This window comes from Streptomyces sp. NRRL F-2580 (assembly GCF_000720115.1).
Taxonomy (GTDB): Bacteria; Actinomycetota; Actinomycetes; order Streptomycetales; family Streptomycetaceae; genus Streptomyces.
Window position 1 is genome coordinate 21719 of sequence record NZ_JOIR01000024.1, and the last position, 17848, is coordinate 39566.

At 70.0% G+C, this 17848-nt stretch carries 20 protein-coding genes; 6 read left to right on the plus strand and 14 right to left on the minus strand.

Annotated elements, in window-relative coordinates; translation table 11 throughout:
- Nucleotide 1 precedes the first annotated feature (1 nt).
- The gene (locus tag IF88_RS0124965; protein WP_030716666.1) at nucleotides 2-1099 is read left to right on the plus strand and encodes an SRPBCC family protein; all 1098 of its coding nucleotides are present in this window, start codon (nucleotides 2-4) and stop codon (nucleotides 1097-1099) included.
- Nucleotides 1100-1207: 108 nt separating this feature from the next.
- Here IF88_RS0124965 and IF88_RS0124970 read toward each other — a convergent pair whose 3' ends face one another.
- The 3 genes from IF88_RS0124970 to IF88_RS47365 form a co-directional block, all read right to left on the minus strand.
- Nucleotides 1208-1381 (minus strand): CsbD family protein, encoded by a 174-nt coding sequence (locus IF88_RS0124970; protein ID WP_030716670.1) that lies wholly within the window; start codon nucleotides 1379-1381, stop codon nucleotides 1208-1210.
- 706 nt (nucleotides 1382-2087) lie between these two features.
- A complete protein-coding gene (locus IF88_RS0124975; protein WP_030716673.1) occupies nucleotides 2088-2351 on the minus strand; it encodes a GlsB/YeaQ/YmgE family stress response membrane protein in 264 nt (87 codons plus the stop codon).
- A gap of 131 nt (nucleotides 2352-2482) precedes the next feature.
- Nucleotides 2483-2653: a hypothetical protein gene (locus tag IF88_RS47365; RefSeq protein ID WP_199808130.1), complete on the minus strand. Its 171-nt coding sequence runs from the start codon at nucleotides 2651-2653 to the stop codon at nucleotides 2483-2485.
- Nucleotides 2654-3245: 592 nt separating this feature from the next.
- Between IF88_RS47365 and IF88_RS0124985 the strand changes: the two genes are divergently transcribed.
- Complete coding sequence (locus tag IF88_RS0124985; protein ID WP_030716676.1) at nucleotides 3246-4247, plus strand: PHP domain-containing protein; 1002 nt, start codon at nucleotides 3246-3248, stop codon at nucleotides 4245-4247.
- 151 nt (nucleotides 4248-4398) lie between these two features.
- On the opposite strand, the gene IF88_RS0124990 is transcribed toward IF88_RS0124985, so the two are convergent.
- The 8 genes from IF88_RS0124990 to IF88_RS48195 form a co-directional block, all read right to left on the minus strand.
- The gene (locus IF88_RS0124990) at nucleotides 4399-4956 is read right to left on the minus strand and encodes a SixA phosphatase family protein (RefSeq protein ID WP_051837506.1); all 558 of its coding nucleotides are present in this window, start codon (nucleotides 4954-4956) and stop codon (nucleotides 4399-4401) included.
- Nucleotides 4957-5089: 133 nt separating this feature from the next.
- A complete protein-coding gene (locus IF88_RS0124995; RefSeq protein ID WP_030716689.1) occupies nucleotides 5090-6274 on the minus strand; it encodes a zinc-dependent alcohol dehydrogenase in 1185 nt (394 codons plus the stop codon).
- Between the two features lie 634 nt (nucleotides 6275-6908).
- On the minus strand, nucleotides 6909-7124 hold the full coding sequence (locus tag IF88_RS0125000; protein WP_030716692.1) for a hypothetical protein: 216 nt from the start codon (nucleotides 7122-7124) through the stop codon (nucleotides 6909-6911).
- A 266-nt stretch (nucleotides 7125-7390) separates the two neighbouring features.
- Nucleotides 7391-7714, minus strand: coding sequence for a hypothetical protein (locus tag IF88_RS0125005; protein ID WP_030716695.1), 324 nt, complete (start codon nucleotides 7712-7714; stop codon nucleotides 7391-7393).
- A 104-nt stretch (nucleotides 7715-7818) separates the two neighbouring features.
- Nucleotides 7819-8232, minus strand: coding sequence for an SRPBCC family protein (locus IF88_RS0125010; RefSeq protein ID WP_030716698.1), 414 nt, complete (start codon nucleotides 8230-8232; stop codon nucleotides 7819-7821).
- Between the two features lie 331 nt (nucleotides 8233-8563).
- Entirely contained in the window at nucleotides 8564-9025 is a 462-nt protein-coding gene (locus IF88_RS0125015; RefSeq protein WP_030716700.1) for a DUF5709 domain-containing protein, read from the minus strand.
- 117 nt (nucleotides 9026-9142) lie between these two features.
- Nucleotides 9143-9763, minus strand: a complete 621-nt coding sequence (locus tag IF88_RS0125020; RefSeq protein ID WP_030716703.1) for a hypothetical protein — start codon at nucleotides 9761-9763, stop codon at nucleotides 9143-9145.
- 1222 nt (nucleotides 9764-10985) lie between these two features.
- Complete coding sequence (locus tag IF88_RS48195; RefSeq protein ID WP_234323688.1) at nucleotides 10986-11375, minus strand: ATP-binding protein; 390 nt, start codon at nucleotides 11373-11375, stop codon at nucleotides 10986-10988.
- A 423-nt stretch (nucleotides 11376-11798) separates the two neighbouring features.
- Here IF88_RS48195 and IF88_RS0125035 point away from each other — a divergent pair, with 423 nt between their 5' ends.
- The 3 genes from IF88_RS0125035 (at nucleotide 11799) to IF88_RS0125050 (ending at nucleotide 14405) form a co-directional block, all read left to right on the plus strand.
- Nucleotides 11799-12398 (plus strand): TetR/AcrR family transcriptional regulator, encoded by a 600-nt coding sequence (locus IF88_RS0125035; protein WP_030716709.1) that lies wholly within the window; start codon nucleotides 11799-11801, stop codon nucleotides 12396-12398.
- Nucleotides 12399-12761: 363 nt separating this feature from the next.
- Complete coding sequence (locus IF88_RS45680) at nucleotides 12762-13319, plus strand: hypothetical protein (RefSeq protein ID WP_030716716.1); 558 nt, start codon at nucleotides 12762-12764, stop codon at nucleotides 13317-13319.
- A gap of 129 nt (nucleotides 13320-13448) precedes the next feature.
- A complete protein-coding gene (locus IF88_RS0125050) occupies nucleotides 13449-14405 on the plus strand; it encodes a TIGR03557 family F420-dependent LLM class oxidoreductase (protein WP_030716719.1) in 957 nt (318 codons plus the stop codon).
- 351 nt (nucleotides 14406-14756) lie between these two features.
- On the opposite strand, the gene IF88_RS0125055 is transcribed toward IF88_RS0125050, so the two are convergent.
- Genes IF88_RS0125055 through IF88_RS0125065 form a run of 3 tightly spaced genes read right to left on the minus strand, consistent with a single transcriptional unit; the run spans nucleotide 14757 to nucleotide 16982 of the window.
- Complete coding sequence (locus tag IF88_RS0125055) at nucleotides 14757-15812, minus strand: tartrate dehydrogenase (RefSeq protein WP_030716722.1); 1056 nt, start codon at nucleotides 15810-15812, stop codon at nucleotides 14757-14759.
- Between the two features lie 57 nt (nucleotides 15813-15869).
- A complete protein-coding gene (locus tag IF88_RS0125060) occupies nucleotides 15870-16763 on the minus strand; it encodes a LysR family transcriptional regulator (RefSeq protein ID WP_030716725.1) in 894 nt (297 codons plus the stop codon).
- Nucleotides 16764-16766: 3 nt separating this feature from the next.
- The gene (locus IF88_RS0125065) at nucleotides 16767-16982 is read right to left on the minus strand and encodes a hypothetical protein (RefSeq protein WP_030716732.1); all 216 of its coding nucleotides are present in this window, start codon (nucleotides 16980-16982) and stop codon (nucleotides 16767-16769) included.
- A gap of 221 nt (nucleotides 16983-17203) precedes the next feature.
- Between IF88_RS0125065 and IF88_RS0125070 the strand changes: the two genes are divergently transcribed.
- On the plus strand, nucleotides 17204-17419 hold the full coding sequence (locus tag IF88_RS0125070) for a DUF6243 family protein (RefSeq protein WP_030716735.1): 216 nt from the start codon (nucleotides 17204-17206) through the stop codon (nucleotides 17417-17419).
- The last annotated feature ends 429 nt before the right edge of the window (nucleotides 17420-17848 follow it).

The following is a 17848-nucleotide window of genomic DNA, read 5'->3' on the forward strand; positions in this document are numbered from 1 at the left end:
CATGGCAACCTCAGACCGCACAGGCTCGTCCGAGTCCCCCTCCGGGATGGACAAGCTGCTGAAGGAACTCACGGGATACCTCGCCGCCCAGGCCGACCAACTGGCCGACAAGGCCACCGACAAGCTCTCCGACGTCACCGACCAGCTCTACGACGTTGCCGACAACGACGGCAGCCTCTCGGACGTCGCCGGCATCGGCAGCCGGCTCCTGCAGGGCGACTCCCCCCTGAAGGCGTTCGCCGGCCAGAAACTCGGCAACCTCAAGGACAAGGTCACCGAGGCGTTCGGTGGCGGCAAAGGCCGCGGCCGCAAGAGCAGTGGCGGCAAAGTCGTCAACATCGTCGAGGCCCTCGACGTCGGCCTCCCACTGCGCACGGTCTACGACCACTGGACGCAGTACGAGGACTTCAGCGGATTCACCAAAGGCGTCCGCGACGTCTCCCGCGACGACGACACCAACAGCGACTGGAAGGTCAAGGTCGGCCCCTCCACGCGAAGCTGGAAGGCTACCGTCCAGGAACAGGTGCCCGACGACCGCATCGTGTGGACCTCTCAGGGCGCGAAGGGAACCACCCGCGGCTGCGTCACGTTCCACGAACTCGCCCCGTCGCTGACCCGCATCGTCATCGTCGTTGAGTACTACCCGTCCGGGCTCTTCGAAAAGACCGGCAATCTCTGGCGCGCGCAGGGCCGCCGCCTGCGCCTGGACCTGAAGAACTTCCTGCGCCACGCCATGCTCACCACCGACGAACCGGAAGGCTGGCGCGGCGAGATCCGCGACGGCGAGGTCGTGCGGACACATGAAGAAGCGCTCGAAGAAGAACAGGACGAAGAGGCGGAGGAGGGAGAGTACGAGGACGGCGGCGCCGAGGAGGACGAGGAGAACGAGGAGGAGTACGCGGACGGCGAGGAGCAGGGCGACGAAGGAGACGCGGACGAGGACGCTCAGTACAGGGACGAGGAGCTTGAAGAGGAAGACGAGGAACCTGAGGAGGAACCCGAGGAGGACGCCGAGGAGGAACCGGACGAGGAACCGGACGAGGAGGCAGAGGAGGAGCCCGCTCCGCCTCGCCGGCGCCGGCACCGCCAGCCCGCGTGAAGCCGTCCCCTCGAAGCAGCAACGGCTGACACATGTGAGGGCCGGCGGGATATCTCCCGCCGGCCCTCACCCCCACGTGACCTCACGTACCAGCCTCGCCTCGGGGTGTCAGTGCTTCAGCGCGTCTTTCGCCTTCTGGGCGGCCTGCTTCGCGTCACCCAGCGCCTGCTCGCTCCGCCCCTTGGCCTCCAGGCTCTCGTTCCCCACCGCCTTGCCCGTGGTTTCCTTCGCCTTGCCCTTGGTCGTCTTGGCGACGTTCTTGACCTTCTTCCCTGCACCCATTCCTCTCACCTCCCCGCCACTCGGTGCTAGGCAGTACAGCCTCCTCAGCCCCTACCCCTCGCGAGAACGAATACGCATTTCGTGTGCCGGGATGCACTGGGGAGGGGCTGTGCGACATGCGTGGGTTCGCTCAGCGGTGCGGCTGTCGACACGCTGTGTGTCCGGTCCGAAGCACCGTGGGGATCCTCGACGATTCAGGCAATTTGCAACGTTCTCGGCGTTTAAAACCGGGTAGGTGGCAAACATGGACTCGCAGAGGCTTCTCCCACTACTCCGGAATTGGTGTCGCCGACGAGGAGTACGTCGGCCCGTCGATCCGGGCAGGCAATCATGATTTTCACCCTGGGGCGGCATGGACATAAGTGGAGACGGCGTCGAGTGCTCGTTCGCTGGATGCGACGGCCCGTCGTGGGACGGATTTTCTTGCCACTGACGGTCTGGGGTTTGCGAGTGACGGTGTGGGCCGCTCGGCGGGCGCTGCGCCGTAGGATGAAACGCGCCCTGCATGGGTTATGGACCAGCCGCGTCACGCTCGGGCGCGGGTGCCAGGTGCGCCTGGTCCGCCGGGGTCGAAGCGCCCCATCGCGGCGCAACCTCGTCGGGCTCAGACCTCCGTGAGCAGCGAACGAAGGAAACGGCTTCGCCCACTCACGCAGGGAAGCCGTTTCGCGCATCGAAGGGGCCGGCGTCCGGTTGCCGTTTCCTGTTAGTGCCTAGCGCGGCTGAAGAGGCGGAAGATGCCGAGGAGGATGAGGGAGCCGACGATGGCGGCGATCCATGTCGAGATTTCGAAGAAGCCGTCGACGGAGTCAACTCCGAAAATAACCTTACCGAGCCACCCGCCGAGCAGGCCGCCCGCGATTCCTATCAGTATGGTGATGATAATGCCGCCCGGGTCCTTCCCAGGCATCAGCATTTTTGCGATGATGCCCGCGAAAAGACCGATAAGAATCCAAGCAAGTATGCCCATGATTTCTTTCCCGTCTCGTCGTGTAAAGGAGCGGTGCACTTCTGCTTCTGTGCCGTTCAGGCAGATCCAGCCTTCGAGACTGCCCGCACTGATCCTTCAGCTACTCGGCCAACGGCCAGGGAACTGACGGGTCAACTCAACGCATCCTTGCCCTTCTCCTTGAGGCGCCGGGCATTGCCCCGGGCTTCCAGAGCGGCACCCTTGGCGGCCAGGGTCTCCTTGCCCATGGCATGGGCCGCCTTTTTCACAGCCCTTCCCGCAACTCGTTCCATCTCCGCCTTCACTTTCTCGCCAGTACTCATATCACCCTCATTTGACCGTCTTATGCTATGGATATGTCCGCACAGGCGACTCCCAAACGATTCATGCGAGACCCGGTCTCGACGGTCTCAATGTCGGGGGCACGAGGCGCAGCAGGGCAGCCGGGGCCAGAATGCGACGGCGGCGGCGTCGGCCCCGATGGCGGTGACGACACCCAGCCATCTGTCTCGCCGTGCCCTTGTAGCAGCAGCGGCCGCCAGCGCCTGTAGGCGCACCACCTGGTGCTGATTCCCCATCATGTTTGTCAAGGCACCGGGTATGTGGGAGAGGCTGGGAAGTGATCCCGGCGCTCGCCGCGGCGGCGGGTGTCGATCACCGTGCAGTGGTGCGGGGCCTTGTCGGCATCCGTCCCGCCCAGAGCTCGGGCACCCCAGCCTCCCTCGTCAATCGGTTGACCGGTCGTTGAGACCAGAGGAGTCACAGACGGAAGAACGCATGAGGTCGACGGCCACCGCTCCTCCGAGTGGCGGCCCGTCCACTGCCGCCACCAGCTCCGACCGCGGAACGGTCGGGCAGCCGGCACCGCGCCAGGGTTTCGCGTGCGCTTCCCGACGGCGGGCCGACACTGGAGGCATGGATCCGAACGAAGCGCTGCGTCGGATCGCCTTCCTCCTCGAATGGCGCGGCGCCTCCCCGTACCGGGTGCGGGCCTTCCACACGGCAGCCGACGCCACTCGCCACCTGCAACCGGGCCCAGTGGACGCCGCCCAGGCCAGACGACTGCGCGGGGTGGGCCCGCTCACCGCCGAGGTGATTTCCCAGGCATCGACCGGAGCGGTACCGAGCTACCTCGCCCGCCTACAGGCCGAAGCCGGCCCGGGCGCCCGAGCCGGCTGGGACCTGGCGGCCGCGAGCACCGGGGACTGCCACCTGCACTCCGACTGGTCGGACGGCGGCAGCCCGCTCGAGGACATGGCCGAGGCGGCCAGCGCCCTGGGCCACCAATGGGCCGTACTGACGGATCATTCGCCGCGGCTGACGATCGCCCACGGCCTGAGCCCGGATCGGCTCGAGTGCCAACTACAGGCCGTGGCCGCCGTGAATTCCAGGATGGGCCCAGGCTTCCGGCTGCTCACCGGCATCGAGTGCGACATCCTCGACGACGGCTCGCTCGACCAGGACGAAGACCTGCTCGGCCGTCTCGACATCGTCGTGGCATCCGTGCACTCCAAGCTCCGCTCGGAACCCGAGCCCATGACCGCCCGCCTGCTGGCTGCGGTGCGCAACCCGAACGTCGACGTCCTGGGGCACTGCACAGGGCGGATCATCACCGGCCGGGGGCGCCCGCGGTCGCGCTTCGACGCCGAGACCGTGTTCGCCGCGTGCGCGGAGGCCGGTACCGCGGTGGAGATCAATTGCCGGCCCGAACGACGGGACCCCCCGGATGACCTGCTCGTGCAGGCCGCCACCGCGGGCTGCCGGTTCGCCGTGGACACCGACGCCCACGCCCCGGAACAGCTGCACTGGCAGAGCTCCGGTTACGCACGTGCGGCGCGGATCGGCCTGGGCGCGGACCGGCTGATCACGACCTGGTCCCTCGATCGGCTGCTGCCAACCAGAAGCGGCAGTCAGTGATCTACCCGCCTTGCGCCCTGTACGTCGGCCCGGCGCGAGGCAGCCGCCTCCGCCAAGCGGGTGAGACGCTCCTGCGACTGGGCGCCCGCGCGTCGGGCGGCTGGAGCCGGGCGAGGACCTGCCGGCGGACGGACGAACCGGCTGGCGGGGGTCAGTCGGCCGGCGACCAGAAGGCAGCCACGGTCCCGCTGCCCGGCGCCAGCCGCTCCCAGCCGCAGAGCACATCCATCACCACCACTCCCGAGGTCGGAAAACCCGCCCTCACCCGCTCCAGCAGGTCCGACGGGCCGCTCCCGGCCAGGCCGACGGCCAGCTCGTGGATCCCTGAGTTGTGGCCGACCAGGACCAATGAGCAGAGGCCCGGCCCCCGCTCCGCCAGGACGGTGGCCAGCATGCTGGGCGCCGCGTTGTAGAGCCGCTCGTCGTAAACGACGGGTGGTGGGTCCTTCAGCGCGGGGGCTGCGAGCTGCCAGGTCTGCCGCGTCCTGCGGGCCGGGGAGCACAGCACCAGGTCGGGCTCGAAACCGGAGTCCGCAAGCCAGTGGCCCGTCCGGGGTGCGTCGGCGTATCCGCGCTTACTCAAAGGACGATCGAAGTCGTCGATGGGCTGGTCCTTCGGCACGGCCTTGGCGTGCCGTACCAGCAGCAGCCGGCACACCGTCTTTTTGTCCGGGTCCGACGTCGGCCGGGATCCGGGATCCGGGGCCATGGCCGTCTCCTTCCAAGTGCGTACGGTCCGGGTTGTTGGTCCGGCCTCGCCCGCCTGCTGCGCCGGCGGGCGAACACCAGCCGGGCGCCTTCACGTGGCATCGGATTCACGACATCCCGACCGCGCTCGATCGTCAGGGGCGGAAGAGGACCTTCACCATGTTGTCCCGCTTCGCCTGGAAGTCCGCGTACGCCCGCGGGGCGTCGGCCAGTGACAGGTGATGGGTGGCGAAGCCTTCGACGCCGAGAGGATCGCCGTCGGTCAGCAAGGGCATCAAGTCGTCGACCCACCGGCGGACGTTGGCCTGGCCCATGCGCAGCTGGATCTGCTTGTCGAACATCGTGAGCAACGGGAGCGGATCGATGGCACCGCCGTAGACGCCGGAGAGGGATATCGTGCCGCCGCGGCGTACGAGCTGTATGGCCAGCTTCAGGGCGCCCAGGCGGTCCACGCCGGCTTTCTTCGTCAGGGCGGAGGCCATGGCGTCCGGGAGCAGGCCGGTAGCGGTCTGCGCGGCCTTGGTGCCGGCACTGCCGTGGGCCTCCATACCGACGGCGTCGATCACGGCGTCCGGGCCTCGGCCGCCGGTGGCGCTGCGGACCGCGTCGGCGAGCTGGTCTCCGTAGTGGGACAGGTCGTAGACCTGCACGCCGTGGCCTGCGGCGCGGGCGAGCCGTTCGGGCACCAGGTCGATGCCCATCACCCGGCCGGCCCCTCGGTGGGCGGCGACGCGGGTGCACATGTCACCGATGGGGCCGAGGCCCAGGACGGCGACGCTGCCGCCGGGCGGGATGTCGGCGTAGACGACGGCCTGCCAGGCGGTCGGCAGGACGTCCGACAGGTACACGAACCGTTCGTCCGGTGGCCCTTCGGGAACACGGATCGGGAGCGTGTCGGCGAAGGGGACGCGCAGGTACTCGGCCTGCCCGCCGGGCACCTGCCCGTAGAGCTTGGTGTATCCGAACAGGCTCGCGCCGGTGCCGTGCTCGTGGACCTGGGTCGTCTCGCACTGCGAGTGGAGCCCCCGCTCGCACATGAAGCAGGTCCCGCAGGACACGTTGAACGGTACGACGACCCTGTCGCCGACCTTCAGTTCCCGGACCTCGGGCCCCACCTCGGCGACGACCCCCATCGGCTCGTGCCCCAGGATGTCCCCGGCGTCCAAAAACGGCCCCAGTACCTCGTAAAGGTGCAGGTCGGACCCGCACAGCCCGGTTGTCGTCACCTTGATCACAGCGTCCGTGGGATCGACGATCTGCGGATCCGGAACGGTCTCCACCTTCACGTTGCGGCGGCCCTGCCAGGTCACGGCCTTCATCGCGCCTCCTCACATTGAGGTCCGCATTCCGGACCTTTCCGTCTACCCCGTCCTGGTGCTCGCACGCACCGGGAGCGCGGCCCGGCATCGAGGTACTGGACCCGCGTGACGGACGGCGTTGGTGACCAGCTCGCTGATCACCAGCACGGCCGTGTCGCGTGCGACGGGCCTGCACGCTCGGTCGCCCGCGTCGGACGGTTCCAGGAAGCCGCGCGGTGCACTCCTGGCAGCAGCCGCGGCACCCGGACCGTTCAGCTCCAGGTGCAGGATCGGGAGGAGGGGCATGGATCGGCTCCGAAAGCCACGACGAGTCCAGGGGCGTACCGGGTGTGTAACGCCCTCCGTTGTGCCCCTCCCCCCTCCGGCCGAGCCCAGTCGCACGCGTGGCGGATTCGGCAGCCATGAGGGCGGCGGGCTCACGTCACTCGTTCTGCCCAGCGTCCGCGATCACCTCGCCGGTCTGGATCGTGCGCCGTGGCGGAATGCCGGCGGCTCCCGAGCTGGTCACCGGCTGGCAGGACCTGCGGACCTGATGCGTGCCCGCCCGAATCCCGGCACCGGATGGCCCCGAATCGATACTCCCGCTGCCCTACGGGCCTTACGCAAGCCCGCCTCTTCGGGGCGGGTCAATGCTTCAGCGGGAGGGTTCCCACGTCTCGGGGCCGGCCCCTCGCCACTCCACGAAGTCGGGGTCCGTGAGGTCCACGTCCTCCGCGTTCTCCAGCCCCGCGGCGGCGAGGAAAACACGAATGTCGGCCGGGCGGTGCGCGACACCGATGGCGACACCGTCGTAGCGCACCCGGCGCCATCCCTGCTCGTCGGGCGGGTAGACGATCAGTTTGGCGGACATGGGCCCAGCTTCTTCCCCCCACTCCCGCCCGGCACCTCTCCGCGTCCGAATGGGTGTCACCCGGCCCTCCTGGGCAGGCCTCGGCAAGCCGCCGTCCGTTGTCCATGCCGTTGCGGTGTGGGTGCCGGTGGTGGAACCGGGCAGGCACCGGTTGGGTGGAGCCACGCTGCGACGGACAGCGCTCCGCCCCGCGTGGCCGCGCTGTTCGGGCAGCCGGCTGACCGGCGGGCGGGTGCCCGAACCGCCGCTCGGGTTCCGGCCGGGATTCAGTGGCCGAGGGCGCGCTTGAGTTCGGCCTTGTCCATCTTCGAACGGCCCTCGATGTTCCTCTGCTTCGCCTCGTTGTAGAGCTGGTCCTTGGTGGGACCCTGCGAACCGCTGTGGGAGCGCTGGCCCCCGCGCTTGGAGGAGGACATGTCCTCGAGGGAGGACCGGCTCGCGGTCTTCGATTCCCCGGAGCGGGCCCGTTCCTTGTTGACGGTGCGCGCGGCGATCTCCTCGGCACGCTTGGTGCTCTCACCGCGCTGCTCGGCGCTCTCCTTGATGTGCTCGTACTGGCGTTCACGCTTGGGGCTGGAACCGCGGGGCATGGCCACTCCTCGACTCGTCACGTACCGGCACGGTGGCGGATCCACCGGAGCCGTACGGCGCCTGCCCGGAGGGGGAACGTCTCACACCCCCGTCTCACACCCCCTCAGCCGGCCGCGCCGTCGACGCGGAGGCGCACCTGCTCCTCCAGGCGGGCGAGGCTGCTGTCGAGGGCATCGTTCGCCGCCTGCTCCCCGGGATCGGTCTCGCCGGTGAGGAACGAGAGGTGGACCGTCACCTCGGTGGGACCCCCGTCATGGCCGGCCACCTGGAGCCACCCGGTATAGCCGCCGCTCTCCCGGCTCCCCCACTCGAGCCGCATCTGGTCCGCCCTGGCGCGCAGAACGGCTGCCTTGTCCTCCTCCGCGCCGTCCTCGCGCACGCGGACGGCAGGCAGCTCGGCGGCGTGCACGTGCAGTTCGCGCGGGAGCCATTGGTCCATCTGCCCGACGTTGGACGCCTGGTCGAAGACGTGCTCCGGCAGCGCGGGCATCGTGCGGGACCGCTCGTACTCGGTCATCGGATCGTCACACCTCTCGTCCGTTCCACATCGTCCGTACCGGCGTCTGCCCGCCCCGGCCCCTGTCACGCGCATGCACGGGGGACGGACCGTTCGCCTCCGTGAACCGAGGCGGACGCCCATACGGTCCACCCGGGCGGAACCGTGGGACGGTGGGAGGGATCGACCAGCCTGGTTCCGTCGTATCGAGGCTTCGGCGCCCCGACCGCCGGGCGGGCTCCCCTCGCGGCCTTGACGCCCCGGACGTGTCCACGGCGCCCGCCGTGCACCCGGACCAAGGCCCTCCCGGGTCTGCTGTCCAAGGCTGCCGCCCCCTGGTCCCCGGTGACCGTTATGACTCCGCCTCGTCGGTGTCCGGGAGGACGTGCACGGCCGCCTCTTCCGCAGACGCCGCCCCCGCGTCGATGCCGACATCACGCGCGAGGACGTTGTTCCCGTGGGGAGAGGCGGTGGCGGGGGCCAGCCGTCCGGCGCGCTCTCCGCCCGCCTGCGGGTCGACGGGCTCGCCCTCTCCGTCCGTCAGGTCCCCGATGCCGTCGCCCGTCGGGGGCGCCGCCTCTGGTTGTTCCCGGGCGAGGCGGCCGTCGAGGCTCTCACCCCTGCGCTGTCCCTCGGCCGTGGTGTCGTCCCGTTCGCTCGCGTAGGGCCGCTCGGGCGGCGAGTACCCCTGGTCGAGCTGTTCGTCCGTGTCCGGTTCCCCGAGGCTGTCGTCCATGTCGGGCTGGAGTTCGGAGGGCTCGTCCTCGGGCTGGGGCTGATAGACCTCGTCTCCACGGGCATCGCTCTCGCTCATGGCGCGTCCTCTCGTCGTCGCGGCACCTTCCGACGGAACCGCAGCTCTCCCGGCACCTCCCCGGAATCGCACGGATCACACGCTGCGCGATTCCGGGAGGTTGCCGGACGGCGGCCGTCAGGACCGCGGGGAGGAGAGTTCGGCGCGGACCAGGGCGGCCGCCAGCCTGGGCAGGTCCTCGCTGCTCACGAGACGCCCCAGGCCCTCGGGGGTCCGTGGGAGCCCGAGGGCGGCAGCGGCGCGGAGGGCCCTGCGGTCGAAGGCGGGGCGCAGCTCGGGCCACACTTCCTGGGACTCGCGGCAGAAGATGTCGGCGCCCACGGGTCCGATCCGCGGAACCTCCCGGAGCAGTTCGCGGATGCGGTCGGGGTCTTCGTGGGCCGCGCTGCGCAGTTTGCGCAGGTCTCCGCCGTACCGGTCGAGGACGAGCTCGGCGCTCTCTCCCAGTGCCGTCGCCGTGCCTTCGTCGTAGCGGCGGTAGTGAGCGCGGCCCAGCGCGTCCACCCGGTCCTGCCAGGAGGACGCCGCCATCGCCCGGGGCGTGCGCCACCCCGCGGCGTACACCTCGCGGGCAGCGGCCACAGCGATGTCGGCCTTGATCCGGACCGAGAACAGCAGGCACAGCGTCAGCAGTTGGTACAGCGGCATGGGCGTGTTCGCCATGCGGATGCCCGCCTCCTCGGCATGGGTCCGCCCGTGCTGTGACAGCAGCTCCTCGACGGTGGCGCGCTGCGTCATGACGGACCTCGCAGTCGTTCCGGCCGGTGACGGCTCCGGGCAGTGTCGGCGGTGTCCCGCCCGTTCATCCGTGGCGCCTCTTTGGGGGCCGCTGCCCGTTTCCCGATGGGCGAAACGCACCGCGGCGGTCGGCCGCGCGGTGGCACTGCAGGCGAACGGCAAGCGGACACCGGTGCCCATGTGCAGGGCGCCCAGCCGTGTGCCGAGCCTGTGAACGGGAAGACGCCGGTACGGGCTCGCGGACGAACCCGGGAAAGGAGCGGCGTCGTGGAACGCCACTTGGGCGCGGAGAGGACCGAGCCCGGGAGCGGTGTCGTCAGTGCCCTGAGCGGAGCACGCAGCACGGTGGCACACACCCGCATCCGGGTCCGACCGCCGCTCGGCCTGTCCACCACGACCGATGGGAGATGTGCCCATGAAACGCATCGCTTCGGATCCCCGCCACCTGCTGGGCGTCTCCCTCCCAGCCTGGACGCCGAGTCCATGGGCAGGCTGCTGGCATGTGTCGAACGCCGGGCCGGCACATCCTGAAGACCCTGCGGCCGACCGCCGTGGACCGCGCCTTGCGGAGCGGCCCCCAGCGGGCACCGGCTGCTTCCCGCCGCAGCTGCCGGCGGACGGCGAAGGCGAGGTGGGCGTAACGAAGCTCATGGTGACCGAAGCGACCGACCGCCCCACGGCACCGCTGGTCCGCTCACCGGCTGCCGTTGGCGCCTCCACCTCGAAGTGAGGAAGTCCGTCGTGCGAAACACCGGAGATCACCGCGACGAAGCAGACCAGTGCGGCCAGGGAACACGTCCCAGGTTGCCTGACAACGGGGCGATGCTCGACGAGCACGGACGTCCACCCGGGGTCGCATCCCGGACCGGAACGGGCTCCGCGGCGCCGCCAGCCAACCCCGATCGCGTCGAACGGGCCTTGAAAGACGAGCCCTCCGGCCATGACGAGGACGCGCCAGGCGAGCCGGGACCTGGCGGAGCGGGCGGACCGCGCGGTTCGGGTCGTAGAGCAGGCAAATCCGGTACGCCACGTTGAACCCGGCCACGCCGGCGGCAAGGCGCTGCGCCCGTAGTACTCGCCCGCAGCAGGACAAGGGCACGGCACCGAAGGCAGTCCCGTCTCGGGCATCGGCGGCGCCGGGCCGAGACCCTGACGAGCACCTAACCGTGGATGCCTCGACGTGCCCGACCCGGACTGCGGAGCGGTCAGGCACCCGCACGCGTCATGGGGTCGGCGTCGCGTACGTGATGTCGTGCCCGGAGCTGGGGAGGGGCAGTTCGAACCACGTCGTCTTGCCGGTGAGCGTGGCGTCGCTTCCCCAGGCTTGGGCCAGCGCGTCGACGAGTTCGATACCGCGTCCGCTCTCGGCGTCGGCGCCTGCGGTGCGGGGGACCGGGCCGTTCGGGTCGGCGTCCTCCACCTCGCACCGCAGGAGGGCGTCGTGCACGCGCAGATGGACGCGGATGGGGCCGTGGGCGTGGCGGAGGGCGTTCGTGATCAGTTCGCTGGCCAGGAGCTGGGTGGTGTCCGTCAACTCGTGAAGCCCCCAGGAGGACAGCCGGGTGGTGAGGGCCCGCCGGGTACGGCCGACCGACGCTGCTTCGCGAGCCACAGCCCAGGACGAGTCCCACGTGCAGGTGCGGATGGCGGAGGCACTCGGGGCGGCCAGCACTCGCGACCACAGTGCCGTCTGGCGTGCCGCCCAGGACGTGCGGGCCTGACCGTGGTCATGGCCACGGTCAGGCTGCCCGCCGCTCGGGGAATCAGGCCGCAGGGGCCTGCCCCGGTCTGCCTGAGGCCAGGCAGGGAGCGTGCCGGCTCGTGCGGCGTCGCGCGCTGTGCGGTGGCCGACCTGGACGGCCATGCTGATCATTCCCTTCATCGGCTCCGTGAGAGCCTCTCGCCTCCTCGTGCCGGGTGTCCCGGCCGGGTTCATGTAGCAGTCGCTACAGCTATCAGTATACCTGTAACGGGTGCTACAGTAAATACCTCGCATTTTAGACATTGAAGACATTCGGGCCAGGGGGTGTGATCCATGGGGCGAGCGGCTGACCTGGGGAAACGAGCCGAGCTGCTGCGCCGGGTCCGCGAATACGTGATCCACAACGGGCTGGCGGACCTCTCCCTCCGCCCCCTGGCCAAGGCGCTCGGCACGAGCGACCGCATGCTCCTCTACTACTTCGGCACCAAGGACCGGCTGGTCGCCGAGGCGCTCGCCCAGGACGAGGGACGGCCGGTCCTCCTCCTGCGCCAGGCGCTCGACACCGCGGGCGCCCCCGCGGATGCCGCGGGCATGAGGCGCGTCGTGGAGGAACTGTGGCGCCAATTCACGCCTGCCGAGCGTCGCGCCGTTCTCCCGATCACCTTCGAGGTGATGACGGCCAGCGTGCTCAACCCCAGCCGCTACGGCCCCGTCATGCGCAACCTGCTCAACGAATGGAGGGACGTGCTGACCGCCGCTTTCACCGGCCTCGGCATGCCCGAAGACAGAGCCGACGCCGAGGCCACGCTCCTGGTCGACGCCACGCTGGGACTGCTCCACGCGCCACTCGCCGACGGCGACTGGGACCGGGCCACGGCAGCCTTCCACACCCTCCTCGACCGTCTCGAGCCCGCTTGGCGAGACGCCGAATGACCTCCGGGGGTTCCGGTACATCGGTGGCTGGGTGGCGACCAAGCGCCATGGGGATCCGGCGGTGGATCAGGCCGAGCGGAGTCGCTGCCGGGGTACACGGCCTGGCGCTGAGACCTCGGCTGATCGGGTGGGCGACAGACTGACCGTCGTCACGGCAGCAGACCCAGTGCCCGACACGCTCAGGATCGCCCTCGTCGGCCCCAAGACCGGCCCGGTGACCGCGGTCCCGAAGCGGTCGGCTTCTTCTACGACGAGGACCACGTCGTACGGGCCGCCGCCCTGCCGGATCCGGCAGCCGGCGCCCTGTTCGGGCACGGCGCCGTACACACCCTCGACGGCCGGGCACACCGCGTCCGCAAGGCCATGTTCCTCTCGCTCCTCAAGGACGCGGACGGGGTCGCGGCACCGGGCGCGCTCGTCCGGCGGCGTTTCCCGGACACCGTGACCAGCCGGCCGTGGGACCGCCAGGTCCTCTTCGACACCACCGCCGATTCCCTCGCGCCGGCCGCCTGCGAATGGGCGGGCCTCCCCCTGGGCGGCGCGGCGGTCGCGGACCTGTCCCGTGACTGCACGGCCATGCTCGACGGCTTCGTATCGCCCGGCCCTCGCCACGTCCGCGCCCACCGGGCCCTGTCGCGGCAAGAGCAGGCCCTCGCGGCCCTGACAACCGATGTCCGCGCAACACGGGCCGGCACCGACGACAGCTACGCCGTCCTGGTCACCCAAGGCGGCGGCGACCCCGCCCACGGCCACCGGTGCCCGGGGGAGGGGGAGGACATCACCGTGACCGCCCTCGCGGTCCTGGCGACGGAACTGGCCCGCCTCGACTTCGACGTCCCCCAGCAGGACCGGTGGTCCATCGCCCTGTCCCGCATTCCGGCCCTGCCCCGCAGCGGCTTCGAGCTGATCCTGCGCCCGTAAGGTCCCCAGGTCCGGACCGCTGACCGCTGACCGCTGACCGCTGACCGCTGCGATGTTTGCCGCGCCGCGCCAGGGGCACGCGCCGACCGGGGGGCTGTCCATACAAGTCACCATGGAGGTACGAGGTCCATGACGTCGTTCGGCTACTTCCTGTCCTGCGAGGAATTCACCCCGGGCCAGCTGCTGGAGCAGGCACGCCGGGCCGCGGACGCCGGTTTCACCCGCCTGGCCATCTCCGACCATTTCCATCCCTGGAACGACGCGCAGGGCAACAGCCCGCTGGTCTGGTCGGTGATCGGTGCCCTGTCCCAGACCGTGGACCTGCCGGTGACCACCCTGGTCACCTGCCCCACCATGCGCGTGCACCCGGCCGTGACGGCGCAGGCCGCCGCCACGTCGAGCCGACTGCTGGACGGACGCTTCGCCCTCGGCGTGGGTACCGGCGAAGCGCTCAACGAGCACATCCTCGGCGACCGCTGGCCCTCCTTCGACGAGCGCGCCGACATGCTGGAGGAAGCCGTCGAGGTGATGCGCAAGCTCTTCACGGGCCGCCAGATCAGCCACCGCGGCACGCACTACACGGTCGACAACGCCCGCCTCTACACCACGCCGGCAGGCCAACTGCCCGTCCACGTATCCGGCTTCGGCCCCAAGGCCGCGGAACTCGCCGGCCGTATCGGCGACGGGTTCGTCACCATGGGACCGGACGAGGAGGCCATCGGCCGCTTCCGGGACGCAGGCGGTGCGGGAAAGCCGGTGATCGGCGGTCTCAAAGTGTGCTGGGACACAGACCGTGACAGGGCCGTGGACACCGCGCACAGGCTGTGGCCCACGGAACACCTCCCCGGTGAGCTGGCCCAGATCCTCCCGACACCGGCCCACTTCGAGCAGGCGAGCCAACTCGTCACTCGCGAGCAGGTGTCGGAGAACGTTCCCTGCGGAGACGACGTCGAGGAGCACGTGGCCGCCGTACGCGCCTATGTGGACGCGGGCTTCGAGGAGGTGTATGTCGGGCAGATCGGCCCCGAGCAGGAGGCCTTTTTCGCCGCCTACCGCGAAAAGGTACTGCCCGCCCTCGCCGGATAACCGGTCACGGTCCGAGTCCTTCGGGTGCTCCCCGTGGCCCCCTCCGGACGGCAACCGGGCACCGATTCGGCTGGTGAACGTGCAGGGGGACGCCCGCGCCGGAGTGAGCACGCTCCCCCGCCCAGTCCCCACTCCCCTTTCCCCTTCGTAGCGACACGCGCCTGGTACGGCACGGCCGGGCAGGCGGTGCGCGCCGGTACGAGACGGCGCCGCCCGTGTCGACGGATGGGTTCCAACGGCGACGAGCGCCCTGCTCACAGGCTGCGCCCCTGACACGGACCGCCGATGAAGGCGGAGCGCAGGTGCCCTTCGCCCTCATTCCGGTCTGCGTTGCCTGGCTTCGGTGCCGTGTCAGAGGTGCTGGAGGATGGCGGATGTGAACACGGCGGTGGAGGCAGATCCGCCGAGGTCACGCGTGCGCACCGGGGTGGTGGCCAGGACGCGGGCGATGGCGTCGGTGACGTCGGCCGCGGCCTCGGGGTAACCGAGGTGGTCGAGCATCATGGCGGCGGACCAGATCGCGCCGATCGGATTGGCGATGCCTCGCCCGGCGATGTCGGGGGCGGATCCGTGGACCGGTTCGAACATGGAGGGGTACTCGCCCTCCGGATTGAGGTTGGCGGACGGGGCGATGCCGATGCCACCGGCCACGGCCGCCGCCAGGTCGCTGAGGATGTCCCCGAAGAGGTTGGAGGCGACGACGACGTCGAAGCGGGCGGGTTCGAGGACGAACTTCGCGGCCAGTGCGTCGATGTGCTCCTGGTTCCAGTCGACCGTGGGGTGCTCGGCGGCGCGCTCGGCCACCAGCTCGTCCCAGAACGGCATGGTGTGCACGATGCCGTTGGACTTCGTCGCCGAGGTGAGGGGGCCGCCGCGCCGTTCGGCGAGGCCGAAGGCGAAGTCCAGGACCCTGGTCACTCCCCTGCGCGTGAACACGGCCTGCTGCACGGCCATTTCATCGGGGCCTCCGCGGTTCATCCGGCCGCCGATCTCGCTGTACTCGCCCTCGGTGTTCTCCCGGACGACCACGAAGTCCACGGCGCCGGGCGCGGCCGCGCGCACCGGGCTGGGCAGGCCCTCGAAGACGCGGATCGGGCGGAGGTTGACGTACTGGCGGAAGGCCCTGCGGATCGGGATGAGCAGCCCCCACAGGGACACGTGGTCGGGTACTCCGGGGTGGCCGACGGCCCCGAGGAGAATCGCGTCATGACGGCGGAGCTGCTCCAGGCCGTCCTCGGGCATCATCGAGCCGAGGCGCAGGTACCGCTCGCAGGACCAGTCGAACTGCTGGTAGGTGAAGGTGATGCCGTGGCGCTTCCCTACCGTGTCGAGGACCTCCCGTGCCGCCGGGAGGACTTCGGCGCCGATGCCGTCACCGGGGATGAGGGCGATGCTGTGGTTCGTCATGGCACGCATTCCAGCAATCAGGCGCAGCCGGGGTCCAACACGTATCCCCGATGTCCCTCATAGGCTGCTCCTATGAGTCGGCGGGACGGCGATCTCCAGGAAGGCGCTGGCAGCCGGTGTCAGTTGCGCCTTGCGGCTGACCAGGATGTTGTGCTGGACGGAGACCGGTTCCAGTTCGAGAACCAGGGCTCCGGCCCGCTCGGAGAGGTCGGCCCAGGACTCCGTCACCACCGCCAGCCCCACACCCCCGAGCACCAGGGGCAGGAACACCATGCGGTGTTCGGTCTCCACCGCGATGTGGACGTCGATGCCCTGTGCTTTCAGGTCGTCGACGTAGGCGCGGATCCCGGTCCCCCGCTGCCCGACGATCAGCCGGTGGCCTTCGAGCTGTTCGCGTTGAACGGCCTGTCCGGGCGGGAAGGGGCCGTCCATCGGGGTGACCAGGACGAGCCGGTCCTCTCCGACGTGGTGCGGGACGACGTCCCGGCTCGGCAGTGGCGAGGAGGTGGTCAGCAGTCCGAGTTCACAGCCTCCGGTGCGCACCATCTCCACCACGTCCTCACGGGTGAGTGCCACGCGCAAGCTGAGCGACACCCCCGGATGGCGCTCGGTGAAGCGCTGGACCATGGTGCTGAGGGGGTGGACCGTGGGTGAGGCCATCGCGGCGATCTCCAGGCGTCCGGCGCGTAGTTCACGGACGGCGCCGACGCTGGCCCGCGCCAGCTCCAGGGCGTGCAGGGTTTCCCGTGCCCGTGGAACCAGTGCCGTACCGGCCTCGGTGAGGACCACCCTCCTGCCGATCCGGTGGAACAGGCCGCTGCCCAGGTCGCGTTCCAGGCCCTGGATGGCCTGCGACAGGGACGGCTGCGACACGTAGAGTGCCGCGGCCGCGCGGTTGAAGCCGCCGTGGTCCACGATGGCGAGGAAGTACGTCAGCTGCCGGAAGTCCACGGTTCAGCGTAGGCCGTCCGCAGCGAACCGCACGCTGCCGTCACCGCCGCGCCGGAGCAGACCGGCGGTGGGAGGGGGGAAGTGGGTGCCGATCACGAGCGTTCCCGTGTCGGCGTACCGCTCGACGAATGCCCGCCGGGTGGCAGCAGCCTGCGCCACGTCGGCGTCGGAGGGACTGGCCACGTCCAGTTCGGATCGAATGATATTTATGTCCGCCATAAATGGGCAATATTTGGTGTGGTCCGAGACCTTCGATCCGGTCTGGACCCGAAAGGGTGGCGTGAGGGGCCGACGGAACCGGGTACCGTCTTTGTCATGTTCTTCCAGAGGCCGATTTACGAGTGAGGGCGTGATGGGCCCCTGCTGGCGTCCTTCGACGTCGCCGCCCGTCCCCCACCGATGAATCCGTAGATCACTTCACATCACTACCGGGAGAACCCGTGACCGTGAGCAAGAACATCAACAACCCCGTGGGCCAGGGCGGTGGCCAGCGCAAGAGGCTGTCCCGCGCCGAACGGCAGAACAACGGCCCGCACCGCAACCTCGACCGCCGGGGTGCGGCCGACCAGAAGGCGGAGCTGGTGCGAAAGATGCGCGAGAAGGCCGGCGTAGCCGAGGGCGCCGGGCAGGCGGGCGAGGACACCGCGCAGAGCTGACGCACCGCCGCCGCAGGGCGGCACCGCACGGCAGCAGGGCCCGTACCGCGACGCGCGGTCCGGGCCCTGCTCCCGTACCGCCCCGCGTTCGGGCGGGTCCGGCGGGCACGCTGCGTGAGCGGGGCACAGTCTGTAGGCGCCGGCAGCCGTCCCACGCAGACGAGAGAGGCCCCAGGTGCACGGGGTGCCGTCGGCGTCGTACCAGCCTTCGAAGACGGGCACGCCGAAGAGGGAGTAGTCCTCCGATCCGGCGAGGATGCTCGTGGTGCATTCGTACCGCTCACCGGCCCGAACGGCACGCCCGTCCCCATCGACCCCGATGAGCCCACCCGTTCACCGGCCCCAAGGACGGACTCGTCCCGTCGCATGATCCCGGACGGGCTCCGGCCGAGCCACGTCGGCGATCTCAGCCCGGTGTGCGGCAGACGC

What these genes read in the sequence shown, in the direction of transcription:
- IF88_RS0124970 (WP_030716670.1), bottom strand. Translation starts at nt 1,381, where the DNA reads ATGGGTGCAGGGAAGAAGGTCAAGAACGTCGCCAAGACGACCAAGGGC.
- IF88_RS0125020 (WP_030716703.1), bottom strand. Translation starts at nt 9,763, where the DNA reads ATGACGCAGCGCGCCACCGTCGAGGAGCTGCTGTCACAGCACGGGCGG.
- IF88_RS0124975 (WP_030716673.1), bottom strand. Translation starts at nt 2,351, where the DNA reads ATGGGCATACTTGCTTGGATTCTTATCGGTCTTTTCGCGGGCATCATC.
- IF88_RS0125015 (WP_030716700.1), bottom strand. Translation starts at nt 9,025, where the DNA reads ATGAGCGAGAGCGATGCCCGTGGAGACGAGGTCTATCAGCCCCAGCCC.
- IF88_RS0125035 (WP_030716709.1), top strand. Translation starts at nt 11,799, where the DNA reads ATGGGGCGAGCGGCTGACCTGGGGAAACGAGCCGAGCTGCTGCGCCGG.
- IF88_RS0125050 (WP_030716719.1), top strand. Translation starts at nt 13,449, where the DNA reads ATGACGTCGTTCGGCTACTTCCTGTCCTGCGAGGAATTCACCCCGGGC.
- IF88_RS47365 (WP_199808130.1), bottom strand. Translation starts at nt 2,653, where the DNA reads ATGAGTACTGGCGAGAAAGTGAAGGCGGAGATGGAACGAGTTGCGGGA.
- IF88_RS0125055 (WP_030716722.1), bottom strand. Translation starts at nt 15,812, where the DNA reads ATGACGAACCACAGCATCGCCCTCATCCCCGGTGACGGCATCGGCGCC.
- IF88_RS0125000 (WP_030716692.1), bottom strand. Translation starts at nt 7,124, where the DNA reads ATGTCCGCCAAACTGATCGTCTACCCGCCCGACGAGCAGGGATGGCGC.
- IF88_RS45680 (WP_030716716.1), top strand. Translation starts at nt 12,762, where the DNA reads ATGTTCCTCTCGCTCCTCAAGGACGCGGACGGGGTCGCGGCACCGGGC.
- IF88_RS0124965 (WP_030716666.1), top strand. Translation starts at nt 2, where the DNA reads ATGGCAACCTCAGACCGCACAGGCTCGTCCGAGTCCCCCTCCGGGATG.
- IF88_RS0124990 (WP_051837506.1), bottom strand. Translation starts at nt 4,956, where the DNA reads ATGGCCCCGGATCCCGGATCCCGGCCGACGTCGGACCCGGACAAAAAG.
- IF88_RS0124995 (WP_030716689.1), bottom strand. Translation starts at nt 6,274, where the DNA reads ATGAAGGCCGTGACCTGGCAGGGCCGCCGCAACGTGAAGGTGGAGACC.
- IF88_RS0125010 (WP_030716698.1), bottom strand. Translation starts at nt 8,232, where the DNA reads ATGACCGAGTACGAGCGGTCCCGCACGATGCCCGCGCTGCCGGAGCAC.
- IF88_RS0125005 (WP_030716695.1), bottom strand. Translation starts at nt 7,714, where the DNA reads ATGCCCCGCGGTTCCAGCCCCAAGCGTGAACGCCAGTACGAGCACATC.
- IF88_RS0125065 (WP_030716732.1), bottom strand. Translation starts at nt 16,982, where the DNA reads ATGGCGGACATAAATATCATTCGATCCGAACTGGACGTGGCCAGTCCC.
- IF88_RS0124985 (WP_030716676.1), top strand. Translation starts at nt 3,246, where the DNA reads ATGGATCCGAACGAAGCGCTGCGTCGGATCGCCTTCCTCCTCGAATGG.